Source organism: Streptomyces sp. TLI_146, assembly GCF_002846415.1.
GTDB lineage: Bacteria > Actinomycetota > Actinomycetes > Streptomycetales > Streptomycetaceae > Streptomyces.
In genome coordinates this window covers 7,117,646-7,130,822 of the sequence record NZ_PJMX01000001.1, presented here as the reverse complement: position 1 = coordinate 7,130,822, position 13,177 = coordinate 7,117,646, and the positions used below count along the sequence as shown (strand labels likewise).

The 13,177-nt window shown below is 75.2% G+C and carries 10 protein-coding genes; 5 read left to right on the top strand and 5 right to left on the bottom strand.

Features of this window, described 5'->3' with window-relative positions; genetic code table 11:
- The first annotated feature begins 69 nt into the window (after nucleotides 1-69).
- From BX283_RS31720 to BX283_RS31700, 5 genes are all read left to right on the top strand, one after another.
- On the top strand, nucleotides 70-561 hold the full coding sequence (locus BX283_RS31720) for an NUDIX hydrolase (protein WP_101390867.1): 492 nt from the start codon (nucleotides 70-72) through the stop codon (nucleotides 559-561).
- A gap of 74 nt (nucleotides 562-635) precedes the next feature.
- On the top strand, nucleotides 636-1,046 hold the full coding sequence (locus BX283_RS31715) for a CU044_2847 family protein (RefSeq protein ID WP_101390866.1): 411 nt from the start codon (nucleotides 636-638) through the stop codon (nucleotides 1,044-1,046).
- 3 nt (nucleotides 1,047-1,049) lie between these two features.
- Nucleotides 1,050-3,293 carry a trypsin-like peptidase domain-containing protein gene (locus BX283_RS31710; RefSeq protein WP_101390865.1) on the top strand — a complete coding sequence of 748 codons (2,244 nt, stop codon included), beginning with the start codon at nucleotides 1,050-1,052 and terminating at the stop codon, nucleotides 3,291-3,293.
- Nucleotides 3,290-4,243, top strand: a complete 954-nt coding sequence (locus tag BX283_RS31705; protein WP_101390864.1) for a MoxR family ATPase — start codon at nucleotides 3,290-3,292, stop codon at nucleotides 4,241-4,243. The genes BX283_RS31710 and BX283_RS31705 overlap by 4 nt, the downstream gene beginning before the upstream one ends.
- A 2-nt stretch (nucleotides 4,244-4,245) precedes the next feature.
- Complete coding sequence (locus BX283_RS31700) at nucleotides 4,246-7,638, top strand: SAV_2336 N-terminal domain-related protein (RefSeq protein ID WP_101390863.1); 3,393 nt, start codon at nucleotides 4,246-4,248, stop codon at nucleotides 7,636-7,638.
- A gap of 34 nt (nucleotides 7,639-7,672) precedes the next feature.
- Here the strand turns inward: BX283_RS31700 and BX283_RS31695 are convergent, their stop codons facing one another.
- The 5 genes from BX283_RS31695 to BX283_RS31675 all read right to left on the bottom strand — a co-directional run bounded on the left by BX283_RS31695 (nucleotide 7,673) and on the right by BX283_RS31675 (nucleotide 13,173).
- Nucleotides 7,673-8,170, bottom strand: coding sequence for a methylated-DNA--[protein]-cysteine S-methyltransferase (locus tag BX283_RS31695; RefSeq protein WP_101390862.1), 498 nt, complete (start codon nucleotides 8,168-8,170; stop codon nucleotides 7,673-7,675).
- Nucleotides 8,171-8,181: 11 nt separating this feature from the next.
- Complete coding sequence (locus tag BX283_RS31690) at nucleotides 8,182-9,651, bottom strand: AlkA N-terminal domain-containing protein (RefSeq protein ID WP_101392690.1); 1,470 nt, start codon at nucleotides 9,649-9,651, stop codon at nucleotides 8,182-8,184.
- A gap of 582 nt (nucleotides 9,652-10,233) precedes the next feature.
- Nucleotides 10,234-10,770 (bottom strand): O-acetyl-ADP-ribose deacetylase, encoded by a 537-nt coding sequence (locus tag BX283_RS31685; RefSeq protein WP_101390861.1) that lies wholly within the window; start codon nucleotides 10,768-10,770, stop codon nucleotides 10,234-10,236.
- A complete protein-coding gene (locus BX283_RS31680) occupies nucleotides 10,767-12,191 on the bottom strand; it encodes an NAD(P)/FAD-dependent oxidoreductase (protein ID WP_180357301.1) in 1,425 nt (474 codons plus the stop codon). The genes BX283_RS31685 and BX283_RS31680 overlap by 4 nt, the downstream gene beginning before the upstream one ends.
- A gap of 157 nt (nucleotides 12,192-12,348) precedes the next feature.
- Nucleotides 12,349-13,173: an inositol monophosphatase family protein gene (locus BX283_RS31675; RefSeq protein ID WP_373979312.1), complete on the bottom strand. Its 825-nt coding sequence runs from the start codon at nucleotides 13,171-13,173 to the stop codon at nucleotides 12,349-12,351.
- Nucleotides 13,174-13,177 lie beyond the last annotated feature (4 nt).

Below are 13,177 nucleotides of genomic sequence, written 5' to 3'. Positions count from 1 at the left end.
GCGGCTCCGCCGGGTGGGCGCGCCACCGAGGCCCCGCGGCCGAACGGCAGCGCACCTACCCTGTCCCCCGTGACCACCCACGACTACGCGAAGTACATCGCCGCCCTCCCCCGCGTCCTCGCCGGCGCGGCCACCCTCATCCGTGACGGCCGGGGCCATGTCCTGCTCGTGCGGCCCAACTACCGCGACGGCTGGGCCCTGCCCGGCGGCACCATCGAGTCCGACCAGAACGAGACCCCCCGCCAGGCGGCCCGGCGCGAGTCCCTGGAGGAGATCGGGCTGGACGTCAGCCCGGGACGGCTGCTCGCGGTCGACTGGGTGCCGGGGCCGGACCGGCCGCCGATCGTCGCGTACGTGTACGACGGCGGCGTCCTCCCCGAGGACCGGTTCCACGCGATCCGCCTCCAGGAGGAGGAGCTGACCGACTGGCGGCTGGTCCCGCGCGAGGAGCTCACCGCGTACCTGCCGGGGCAGCTGGGCCACCGCGTGCTCGCCGCGCTGGACGCGCTCACGGCGGAGACGGGCACGGTGGAGCTGGAGAACGGCCGGGCGGTGGGCTGACGACCAAGGGATCCACGTCAGCGCATTCCGTCAACCATGCTGCCCCCGACGGCAGTTGCCCCCACAATGTCCCCGTGCCGCAAGACGATTACATGGAACTCATCCTCGACGACGGGGCCCGGGTCAGAGTCGGGCTCACCCCCGTCGGCGAACAGAGACCGACGGCCCGGGGGGCGGACGACGACCTGCCGGGCGGGATCGGCGGGGCCACGCCCGTCGGCCGCGGCGGCGAGCGGGTCGCCGCGCTCGCCACGGACACGCTCGCGGCCGTACTGCGACCGCTGGGCCCCTTCCTCCAGCAGGTGCACGACTCCGTACGGGGGATCCCGAACCCGCCCGACTCCCTCGACGTCGGCTTCGGCCTCCAGATCGGCCAGGACCTCAAGCTCGGGATCGTGGGCGCCAACGGCCAGGCCAGCATGACCGTCTCGGCCACCTGGCAGCTGCGGCCCGGCGAAACCGACGGCGCCGACGGCGGCAACTGACCCGTGGGCTGGTTCAAGGCACCCGGCGCGGACCCCTCCGCCGACGCGCGCGGCGCGCTGGTGCGGGTGCTCTCGGCCGACCGGGGACGGACCGCGGGCGCGGGCGTCTATCTCTCCGGCCGCAGACTGCTGACCTGCGCGCACGTCGTCAACGCGGCGCTGGGCCTGCGGATGCTCAGCCCGCGCGACCCGGGCGCGGTCACCCTCGACGTCTCCTTCCCGGCGCTGGCCCCGGGCGCCGCGGGCGCCCGGCAGGCGCGGCTGGTGGCCTGGGTGCCGCCGCGCGCCGCCGACCGCCAGGGACCGGTGGCGGACGGCTCCCTGGAGTGGGGCGGCGACCTGGCCGTACTGGAACTGGACGAGGAGCCGCCGCCCCCGGTGGGCCCGGTGCGCTGGCTCGACATGCGGGCCGGGCAGCTGGTGCGGGCCTGGTACGGCGGCGGCCAGCCCTTCTCGTACGCGGACGTCCAGGTCGGCTCGTGCGACGGGCGGATCGGCTACCTCGACGGGCAGCTCTCCGGCGCGGCCGTCGACGACGGGTACAGCGGCGGGCCCCTGTGGTCGCCCGCCGACGGCGCCGCGGTGGGCCTGGTGATGGGCCGGATCACCCCGCCGGACGGGGAGTTCGACACCCAGCACACCGTCCGCCGCAGCTGGGGCCTGACCTGGCAGTCGGTCCGGCAGGAGCTGTTACGGGTCGGGGCGGCCCCGGACCCGGCGCCGCCCGGCGCGCGCGAGCCCGTCGGCGGCGACGAGTCGGTGCGGGACATGATGGTCGGCCCGCTGCACGCCCTGCTGGGCGATCCGACGTCACGGGCGGCGCACTCCACCGCGCTCGGGGCGGCCCTAGGGCTGCGCACCCGGACGGACGGGACGGCGCCGTCGGTGGAGGAGCTGGCGGTGCTGCTGTGCACGGTCGAGCGCGCGCTGCCGACGCTCGCCGAGTCGCTCGCCCCGTCGCTCGGCGACGCGCGGGGCCGCGCCCAGCTGGACCGGCTGCTGGCGCTCGGCCGGCTCACCGACGCGGCCGGGCTGCTCTCCGTCGCCGAGCACCGGGCGCTGCTGGTGAAGTGGGACCATCTCACCCGCCACGACCCGGGGCTGCTCCCCCGGGCGGCGACGGCGGCGCTGCCGTATGTGGATCTGCCCCGGTCGCTGACGGCCGCCCGGCTCGACCCCGACGACGTGCCCGGCGCGGTGCGCGAGCTGGAGGAGTGGCCCGGCGACGGCTCGCCGGTGCCGGACGAGACACCCCGGCTGCCCGCCCTGCTGCGGGTCGTGGAGTACGCGGCGGCCGAGACCGGCGGCATCGCCTGCCAGGCCCTTCAGGAGTGGAGCGGCCGGGTCGCGGACCGGCTCGGCATCCACCCCTCGGCCCTGGGTGAGCGCCGGGCGGACGCGGCGCGCTGGTCGGACCGCTCGACCGGCACCGGGGTCCGCGTCCTGGTGGAGCTCAGCCGCCACCCCAAGGACCCGGCCGACCGCTACCGCTGCGCGGTGTGGCGGATGCGCGCCGACGGCACGGCCGCCCGCACCGCCGTCGGCGCCGAACGGCCGCGCACCGGGCGGGAGATCGCCCGCCTGGTACGCGAGGTGGCCGGGGGCGCCGAGGGCGCGGGGCAGAACGTGGCGCTGGTCGCGGTGTCCGTCGCCCCGGACGCGCTGCACCTGCCGGTGGACGAGTGGGACGGGGCGAGCGCGGAGGAGTTCTTCCCGGCGCCGCTGGGCGAGGACTTCCACCTGGTGCTGCGCTGCCCGCAGATCAGACGCCGCTCGCGCACCGGCGCGGGCGACCTGAAGCGCCGCTGGGGCGCCCGGCACCAGAGCGAACCGCTCGTCGCGGACCACCACATCTCCGACGAGATGGAGCTCATCCGGCTGCTCAAGACAACCCACTACGACGCCGCGCGCGTCATAGTGCACGGGCCCCCCGCCGCCCGGACGCGGCTCCTGCACTTCTGTCTGGCGATGGGGGTGCCGATCGTCCTGTGGGACCGCGCGGCCGGGGGGCCGGGGGATGCCGCCCGGCTCGACGGGGCGGGTCCCTACGGACCCGTCGACGAACTCCCCGAACGCGTCCGGCACTTCAGAGTCCGCGCCTATATGGACCCGCAGGTTCCCGCACGGCCGGCGCTGGTGTGGGAGGACGCCGAGCTGCCGCTCCCCGACGAGCTGCAGCTCGCCGACCCCTCGCAGGGACCGGAAGGAATCGCCCGCCTCTCACAAGGAACGGATCAGGCGACATGACGGAGAACGACGGGTGGCGGCTCTTCCGCGGCGACCGCACGGCCCGCCAGGTGGACTTCCCCGAGGCGCCGCCGTGGCGGCAGTTCGCCAACGGCGCCCCGGGGACGCGGGTGCGCCACCGCCCGTACTTGATCGGCCGCACCGAAGCGGACGTCGTGAGCGCCGCACTGCATCTGCGCCGTCCGCTCCTGGTCACCGGGCACCCCGGCACCGGCAAGTCCTCACTGGCGCACGCCGTCGCGCACGAACTGTCGCTGGGTCCGGTGCTCCAGTGGCCGGTCAACAGCCGGTCCGTGCTCAAGGACGCGCTGTACGGGTACGACGCCATCGGGCGGCTGCGCGAGACGCATCTGCGCCAGGAGCGCGGCGCGCCCGAGCCCGACATCGGCACCTTCGTGCGCCTGGGACCGCTGGGCACCGCGCTCGTCCCGCGCGAGCGGCCGCGGGTGCTGCTGGTGGACGAGCTCGACAAGGGCGACGTCGACCTCCCCAACGACCTGCTGACCGTGTTCGAGGAGGGCGAGTTCGAGATCCCCGAGCTGTCGCGGCTGCCGGAGGCGCAGTCCGAGGTGCCGGTGCTCACCCATGACCCCGAGGGCGGACGGGTCACGGTCACCCGGGGCGTGGTGCGCTGCCGCGAGTTCCCGGTGGTGGTGATCACCAGCAACGGCGAGCGCGACTTCCCGCCCGCGTTCCTGCGCCGCTGCGTCCGCCTGGACCTGCCGGACCCGGACGAGGAGCGGCTGCGGGACATCGTGGCGGCGCACCTGGGCGAGGGGGCTCTGGAAGGGGTCGACGACCTGCTGCACGCGTTCCTGAACCGCCGCGCGCCCGGCGAGCTCGCGACGGACCAGCTGCTCAACGCGGTGTTCCTGCGCAAGGGCGGGGTGAACCTGAACGCCGAGGGCCTGCTGGACGCGGTGCTCCACCGGCTGGGCGGATCGGTCTAGCCGTGCCGCGCGCGGAGCCCTCCGACGCCTTGGCCAAGCTCGCCGCCCTGGTGGGCCACGAGCTGTCCACGCACGAGCTCCTGGACACGCTGTGGCTGGCCGCCCGGCTGCCGAGCGGCGCCGCCGCTCCGCTGGCGAGCGCCCTGGCACCGGACCGGGCGCGGCAGTCGGGCCCGCCGGTGTGGGAGGAACCGCGTACGCCGCCCGAAGGCACGGCGGTGCCGCCCGACGGATCCGGGGACGGCGACCCCAAGGAGGGCACTGGATCCCAACCACCGCTCCCCACCCAGCTGTTGGGCGCGCTGCACGCGGCGGCGGCCTCCCGCAGCGCCCCCGAGTTCACCGGCGCGACCGCCTCGCCGCCCCGCTCCCCGCGCGGCACCGGGGCGCTGCCGGTGCGGGTGCCCGAGGAGAAGGCGCTCGGCGACGGGGAGCTGCGGCTGAGCCGGTCCCTGCGGCTGCTGAAGCAGCCCCATACGGGCTCGCACTTCTGGGAGTTCGACGAGGAGGCGACCGCCACCGCGATGGCCGAGAGCGGCCTTCCCGACGTGGTGCTGCGGCCCGCGCGGCAACGCTGGCTCGATCTCACCCTGCTCATCGACGACGGCCTGTCGATGCTGCTGTGGCGCAGGCTGGCCACCGAACTGCGCTCCGTCTTCGAGCGGTTGGGCGCCTTCCGGGACATCCGGGTGCACGGCCTGGACGCCCGCTCGGCCGACGCGCCCGGCCTCAAGGTGCGCCCCTTCGACCCCGGCGGGCCGCTGCTCTCCCCCGCGTCCTCCGCCGACCCCTCGGGGCGCACCCTGGTCCTGGTGATCAGCGACGGGGTGGGGGCGTGCTGGCGGGACGGGCGGATGCACACCGCCCTGGAGCGCTGGGCCCGGCAGGGCCCGACGGCGGTGGTGCACGCGCTGCCCGCCCATATGTGGGACGCCTCCGGCATCCGCTCGGAGCAGTGGTCGGTGACGACGCGGCGGCGCGGCGCGGCCAACCACACCTGGGAGGTGACCGACCCGCTGCTGCCGCCCGGCCTCGGCGACCGCTTTCCCGGGGTGCCCGTCCCCGTACTGGAGCCGTATCCCCCGGCCGTCGCCGCCTGGGCGCGGCTGGTGGCCTCGCCCGGGGCCAGCGCGGAGCTGCCGCTGCTCGCGCCGCCGGGCGTGCGGGGCCTGCGGGGCGAGGCGGCGACCCGGGGCACGGACCCGGCCGACGCGGTGCTGCGGTTCCGGGACGCGGCGTCCCCGCAGGCGTACCGGCTCGCCGCGCACCTCGCGGCCATCTCGCCGCTGACGGTGCCGGTGATGCGGCTGGTGCAGGCGGCCGTGCCGTGGCGCTCGGACACCGCGCATCTGGCCGAGGTGTTCCTCGGCGGGCTGATGCGCCAGGCCGACCCGCCGGGCCCGGGACTGCCCGCCCAGCACCGCCGGTTCGGCTTCCTCGACGGCGTCCAGGAGATCCTGCTCGACACCGCCTCCCCGATCGACCTGCTGCGCACCACCCGCGCGGTGACCGACCGCCTCGCCACACTGGTGGGCCGCTCCCCCGACTTCCCGGCCTGGCTCGCCCATCCGTCCGGGACGGGCGAACTCCTGCCCGGGACAAGGCCGTTCGCCTGGCTGGAGGACCGGCTGCTCACGCATCTGGGCGCCAAGCCCATGATCTCGGTGCAGCCGCCGTCCGCGGTCGTGGAGCGCGAGGAGGTGGGGCTGCCCTCCGTCCTGGAGGCGGCCCCGTCGTGGCAGCCGCTGCAACTGCTCGACCAGCAGGTCCTCGGGCCGTACACGCTCCAGCTGCGCGACGAGAGCCGCGGCAAGGCCGTCGCCTACATCGGTGAGGACCAGGACGGGCGGCAGGTGCTGATCAGGGTCGCCCGCTCGCCCGACTCGCCCACCGCCCGGGAGCTGCTGGCCACCGAGCGGCGGGCGCTGCGGCGCATGGACGGGGTGTACGCCCCCGTCGTGGTGGCCAGCGACCTGAACGAGACGACGCCGACGCCCTGGATCGCGCTGGGCCTGGACCCCCTCAGCAACGGGCTGCCCGCGCCCACCCTGAGCGCGGTGCTCCAGGCGGCCGGGCCGCTGCGCGACTCGCCCCTGCTGGCCTGGCTGGGCTGGAGCCTGGCCCGGGCCGTGGCCCGCTGCCACGGCAAGGGCCTGGTGCACGGCGCGCTGACGCCGGGCACGGTCCTCGTCACCGAACGCACCCTGCACATCGTCAGCTGGACGTCGGTCCGGATCGACGGCGCCTCCAGCGCCTCCCTGCTGACCGTGCCCCCCAACTCGCCCTACCGGGCCCCAGAGGTGACGTCCTGGGGCGAGTCCCGGATCACGGCGGGCGATGTGTACTCGGTCGGGGCGATCCTGCTGCACGCCGTCACGGGGCGGCACTGGCGGCAGTACCAGTTCGACCTTCTGCGGCGCCACCCCGAGTTCCGCCGCCTCGACGAGCACCTGCGCGACCTGCTGCTGCGCTCGGTGGACGAGGAGCCGGAGGCCCGGCCGACGGCGCGGGAGCTGGCCGAGGCGTTCGGCGCGCTGCTGCCCGTCCCGGTGGAGTGGGAGGAGTACCCGGACGACCCGGCCGCGGCGGACACCGAGGACGACCCCGAGGAGGAGGACGACCGCGAGCAGTGGATCCGTACGATACGGGCGCCCCTGCGCCGCCCGCTGCGGATCGCCGTACTGGGCGTGAAGGACCGGGCCGGGTGCACCACGATCACCACGGTGCTCGGGGCGGTGCTGGCCGAGCAGCGGCAGGAGCGGGTGCTGGCCGTCGACACCGACCGGCACGCGGGCACCCATATCCACATCGCCCGCCGCGTCTACCGGGCCACCGAGGCCTGTCTGAACGACCTGGCCCGCTCCGGCCACGAGGTCGAACACTTCGAGCACCTGCGCCTGTTCCTCTCGCAGCACCGGTCCGGACTCATGGTCCTGGCCAACGACTCGGTGTCCCACCCTCCCTCGGTCGGCCAGTTCGCGGACTACGAATACCGCAAGGTCGCGGACGTGACGGCGCCGTACTTCGACATCACGCTCGCCGACACCGACAAGTTCCCGCAGGTCGTCCTCGAACTCGCCAACCGGGTGGTGATCGTCTCCCGGGCCGACCCCGCCGGGGTGACACAGGTGCAGCGGGCCGTGGACCGCCTGGTGTCCATGGGCAGGTCGGACCTGGTGGCGGAGGCCGTGGTCGTCCTCAACCACAGCCGGCCCGCCGCCGGCTGGACCCTGGACGCGGCGACGATCCGCAGCCTCAGCTCCCGCTGCCGGGGCATCCTCACGGTCCCCCGCGACGGCCATCTGACGACGGGCAGTACGGTGGAGCTGTCGTGGCTGGCCCCGGAGACGTACAAGGCGTTCCTGCGCCTCGGGGCGCTGCTGGTGGAGGACTGAGGGGAGGTCACGGGGCCTCTGAACGAGGCATCCGTCAGAACAGCGCGTCCTCCCCCGCCCCCTTCTCGAAGGCCAGCAGCCGCTTCTTGCGGTCGAGGCCGCCGCCGTACCCCGTCAGGCTCCCCGTGGAGCCGATCACCCGGTGGCAGGGCACGATGATGCCCACCGGGTTCTTGCCATTGGCCAGGCCCACCGCGCGGGAGGCGCCGGGGTTGCCGAGGGCCTGGGCGAGTTCGCCGTACGAGCGGGTCTCGCCGTACGGGATGCGGCGCAGCTGGTCCCACACCGCGCGCTGGAAGTCGGTGCCGCGCAGGTCGAGGTCCAGGTCGAACTCGGTGCGCTCGCCCGCGAAGTACGCGCCGAGCTGACGGATGACCTCGGGGAACGGGCCGCCGTCGTCGGGTTCGCCGAAGGTCTCCTGGGGCGGGCGGTGGCGCTGGCCCTCCATGTAGAGGCGGCTGAGCACGCCGTCCTCGGCGACGAGGGTGAGCGGGCCGTACGGGCTGTCGGTGACGGTGTGGGTGGTGGTCATCGTGAACGTCCTCACGCGGGAAGGCGGTTGATGGGGTGGTCGTCGGTGGCCCAGAGGTACTGAACGGCGTAGGCCCGCCACGGGCGCCAGGCGGCGGCGCTCGCGGTGAGGGCGGCGGGCGAGGAGGGCAGGCCGAGCGACTGGGCCGCGCGGCGCACTCCCAGGTCGGAGGGGAGGAACGCGTCCGGGTCCCCGAGCGCCCGCATCGCGATCACTTCGACGGTCCAGGGGCCGAAGCCGGGCAGCTCCAGGAGCTGGGCGCGCGCCCGGTCCCAGTCGGTGTCGAAACCCAGGGCGAGGCTGCCGTCGGCCAGTGCGGAGACGAGCGTGGTGAGGGTGGTGCGACGGCTGCGCGGCAGGGCCAGGGACTCGGGGTCGAGCCCGGCCAGCGCCTCGGGGGTGGGGAACAGATGGGTCAGCCCGCCCGCCGGGTCCTCGACCGGCTCACCGTGCGCGGTCACCAGGCGGGCCGCGTGGGTGCGGGCGGCGGCGGTGGAGACCTGCTGGCCGAGCACCGCCCGTACGGCGAACTCCGCCGCGTCGACGGTACGCGGCACCCGGCGTCCGGGTGCCTTGTCGACCAGCGGGGCGAGCAGCGGGTCGGCGCGCAGCCGGTCGTCGACGGCGACCGGGTCGGCGTCGAGGTCGAGCATCCAGCGGCAGCGGCTGATGGCGAGGGTGAGGTCGCGCAGATCGGTGAGGGAGAGCAGACAGCCGATGTGGTCGGGACCGGGGGTGAGTTCGGCGATGCCGTGCCCGTACGGGAGGGACAGCGTGCGGCGGTACGTGCCGCCGCGCCACTCCTCCACACCGGGAACGGCCGTGGCGGCCAGATGCCCGAAGAGGTTGTCCGGGTTGAGCGGGGCGCGGTAGGGCAGCCGCAGGGCGATCGAGCCGGGGGCCTGGCGGGCGATGCCCCGCGCGGCGCGGGTGCGCAGCTCGGTGGGGGCGAGCGCGAAGACCTCGCGGACGGTGTCGTTGAAGGTGCGCACGGAGGCGAAACCCGCCGCGAAGGCGACGTCGGCCATCGGGAGCGCGGTGGTCTCGATGAGGATCCGGGCGGTCTGGGCGCGCTGGGCGCGGGCCAGGGCGAGGGGCCCGGCGCCCAGCTCGGCGCGCAGCTGGCGCTCGATCTGGCGGGCGCTGTACCCGAGCCGCGCGGCGAGCCCGGACACGCCCTCGCGGTCGACGACACCGTCCCGGATGAGCCGCATGGCGCGGGCCACGGAGTCGGCGCGGGCGTTCCACTCCGGCGACCCCGGGCTGGTGTCCGGCCGACACCGCTTGCAGGCCCGGAACCCGGCCTGCTGGCAGGCGGCGGCACTCGGATAGAAGGTCATGTTCTCGACCTTCGGCGGCACGACCGGGCAACTGGGCCGGCAGTAGATCCGCGTGGTCAGAACGGCGGTGAAGAACCACCCGTCGAAACGAGCGTCCTTGGCCTGCACGGCTCGCACGCAGCGCTCGGTGTCGGTGTGCATGGTGGCGGGGGCGGCGGGGGCGGCGACGGGGTTCATGGGCCCAGCATCGGCCACGGCCGGGGGTTGCCGCTGGCAGGAATCCGACATCAACGTTCCTGTTGGCCCGGAGTTTGTCCGCGGGGGCTGTTCTGCCCGGGGTTCGTCTGCGGGCCGGTGGCGGGCTGGCCGCGCAGTTCCCCGCGCCCCTGTTTGGCCCGGGGTTCGTCTGCGGGCCGGTGGTGGGCTGGTCGCGCAGTTCCCCGCGCCCCTAAGGGGTTGGGGTCGGCCCGGGCCGTGGGGCGGCCCTCGCCCGGTGCATGTTCGTCTGCGGGCCGTCTGTGGCTGGCCGCGCAGTTCCCCGCGCCCCTAGGGGGTTGCGGGCACGGGCGGCCGAGAAGCTACCTGGGCAGTGCAGCGCCCTCAGCCACGGCCCCGCAAGGGGCGCGGGGAACTGCGCGAGCAACCACACACAACCCGCACGCAAACACCGACCCGAGAAGGGGCGCGGGGAACTGCGCGGCCAGCCCGCCACCGGCCCGCGGATGACCCGCCCCCGGAGGGTTAAGGGAACGGGGCGGGGAGGGGCAAAACGAACCCGCCTGCCTACCCCGCCGCCTCCTCGAACGCCCGATACGCCCTCTCGTCGAAGAGGACGAAGCGAACCTCCTCCACAGACCCCGCCACGGCCGCCGCCTCCCGCACCGTACGCACCGCGACCCGCGCCCCATCGTCCAACGGCCACCCATAGATCCCCGTGGAGATCGCCGGGAACGCCACCGTCCGAGCCCCCAACTCCCCCGCCACCCGCAGGGATTCCCGGTAGCAGGAGGCCAGCAGGGCCGAGCGGTCCTCGTCCCGCTGCCAGACCGGGCCCACCGTGTGGATCACCCACCGCGCGGGGAGCCGGCCCGCGGTCGTGGCCACGGCGCGCCCCGTCGGCAGGCCCTTGCCGTAGTGGGACGCGCGCAGCCGGCGGCAATCCGCCAGGATCTCCGGCCCGCCCCGCCGATGAATCGCACCGTCGACCCCGCCCCCGCCCAGCAGCGAGGAGTTGGCCGCGTTGACGATCGCGTCCACGGACTGCTCCGTGATGTCGCCCCGGACGAGCACGATCTCCGGCCGCGAAGCAGAACCCGTCATCGCCCGTCCGCCTTCCGAAGCGCCCGCCAGACCGCCTTCGCCGCGTTGTGCCCGGACATGCCGTGCACGCCGGGGCCGGGCGGGGTCGCGGAGGAGCAGAGGAACACCGACGGGTGCCGGGTCGTGTACGGGAACAGCGACAGCGTGGGCCGCAGCAGCAGCTGCAACCCGCTCGCCGCGCCGCACGCGATGTCACCGCCCACATAGTTCGCGTTGTGCGCCGCGAGCTGCGGCGGCCCGGCCGTGGCGCGCGCGAGCACGAGGTCGCGGAAGCCCGGCGCGAACCGCTCGATCTGGCGCTCCATCGCGTCGGTGAGGTCGCCGTCCCACCCGTTCGGCACGTGCCCGTACGCCCAGAACACGTGCTTGCCCTCCGGCGCCCGCGACGGGTCGACGAGGCTGGGCTGCGCGGTGATCAGGAACGGGGTCTCGGGGGCGGTGCCCCCGGACGCCTGGCTCAGCGCGGCGCCGATCTCGCGGCTGGACGGACCGACCTGCACGGTCCCGGCCCGCCGCGCCTCGGCCGCGGTCCACGGCACCGGGCCGTCAAGCGCGTAATCGATCTTGAACACGCTCGCGCCGTACCGATACCCCTCGTACGCCCGCCCCAGGCCCGCGATCCGGGCGAGCGCGGTCGGTGAGGTGTCGAAGACGTACGCGCGCGCGGGCGGCAGGTCGTCGAGCCGCTTCACCTCGAAGCCGGTGTGCACCGAGCCGCCCAGGTCGCGCAGGTACGCGGCGAGCGCGTCCGAGATCGACTGCGAGCCGCCGCGCGGCAGCGGCCAGCCGTTCGCGTGCGCGGCGAGCGCGAAGACCAGGCCGACGGCGGAGGTCGCCACCCCGCTCAGCGGCGCGATGACATGGCCGACGAGCCCGGCCAGCAACGCGCGCGCCCGGTCGTCCCGGAAGCGGCGCATCGTCCACGCGTACGGCGGCAGTCCGTCGATGCCGAAGCGGGCGAGGCCGATCGGGTCGCGGGGCAGGGCGCTCAGCGGCAGCGACATGAAATCGCGCGCCAGGACGTCCCACTTGTCCACGTACGGCGCCACCAGCCTGCGGTACGTGCCCGCGTCGCGCGGGCCGAACGACGCGGCGGTCTCGGCGACCGAGCGGGCGAGCACGGCCGCGGTGCCGTCGTCGAAGGGGTGCGCCATGGGCAGTTCGGGGTGCAGCCACTCCAGTCCGTACCGGTCGAGCGGCATCCGGCGGAAGGCCGGGGAGCCGATGCCCAGCGGGTGCACGGCGGAGCAGGGGTCGTGGCGGAAGCCGGGGAGGGTGAGCTCCTCGGTCCTGGCGCCGCCCCCGATGGTGTCCTTGGCCTCGAAGACCTCAACGGACAGACCACGCCTGGCCAGTTCGACCGCGGCGGTCAGTCCATTGGGCCCCGCCCCCACGACGACGGCATCGAGCATCGACGGCACCTTCGGCTCCTCACGCCCTTGTGGCCAAGGCACCCAGCATATTCCGGGCCGCGGACAATCAGGCCCGGGGTGGGCGCGGTTGCGCCAGGCGGCCGCGCGGGGGCCCGGGGCGGGCGTTCGGCCGCATCCCTCTCCCCGCGGCGGCTCCCGCGTCCGCTCACTCCCCCGCCAGCAGCCTCCGCACCCGCTCCGCGGTCGCCGCGTCCCGGGCGGCCGTGAACGGCAGTGCGTTGCCGCCGGTTATCCGGAACGGCTCGCCCGTCACCGTGGTGTGGACCCCGCCCGCCTCGGTCACCAGGAGCAGGCCGGCCGCGTGGTCCCAGGCCAGCTCCCAGGAGAACGCGGTCGCGTCCAGCTCGCCGCGCGCGACCGCCAGGTATTCGAGCCCGGCCGAGCCGCACGGGCGCGGGCTGACGCCGTCAGTGCGCAGCCCGAGCAGCGCGCGCTTCTGGTCGTCCGTCGTGTAGTCCGGGTGGGAGGTGGCGACCTCGATCACCGCGCCGGGCGCGGGCGCCCCGGACCGTATCGCCGCGCCGTTGAACGTCGCGCCCCGGCCGCGGACCGCGACCGCCATGACGTCCAGCGCCGCCCCGTACGTCCACGACGCCAGCACCTCGCCGCGGTGCGCGAGCGCCACCAGGGTGCAGAAGCCCTCCTCGCCGCGGACGAACTGGCGGGTCCCGTCGACCGGGTCGACGATCCACACCGGCGCGTCGCCGCCCAGCGCGTCGTACACCGACGGGTCGGCCGCGACGGCCTCCTCGCCGACGACGGCCGAGCCGGGCAGCAACTCGGTCAGGGCCTCGGTCAGGAACTCCTCGGCGCGCCGGTCGGCGACCGTCACCAGGTCGTGCGGGCCGCTCTTCTCCAGGACCTCGTGCGCGGCGAGCTGGCGGAAGCGCGGCATGATCTCGACGGCCGCCGCCTTGCGGACCGCCTCCTCGACGTGGGACGACCGGACTTCCAGAAACTCTGCGAGCAACCCT

Bases quoted from the DNA above. Each gene is read 5' to 3' on its own strand.
- BX283_RS31685 (WP_101390861.1), bottom strand. From the start codon at position 10,770: ATGACGGGTTCTGCTTCGCGGCCGGAGATCGTGCTCGTCCGGGGCGAC.
- BX283_RS31695 (WP_101390862.1), bottom strand. From the start codon at position 8,170: ATGACCACCACCCACACCGTCACCGACAGCCCGTACGGCCCGCTCACC.
- BX283_RS31690 (WP_101392690.1), bottom strand. From the start codon at position 9,651: ATGCACACCGACACCGAGCGCTGCGTGCGAGCCGTGCAGGCCAAGGAC.
- BX283_RS31705 (WP_101390864.1), top strand. From the start codon at position 3,290: ATGACGGAGAACGACGGGTGGCGGCTCTTCCGCGGCGACCGCACGGCC.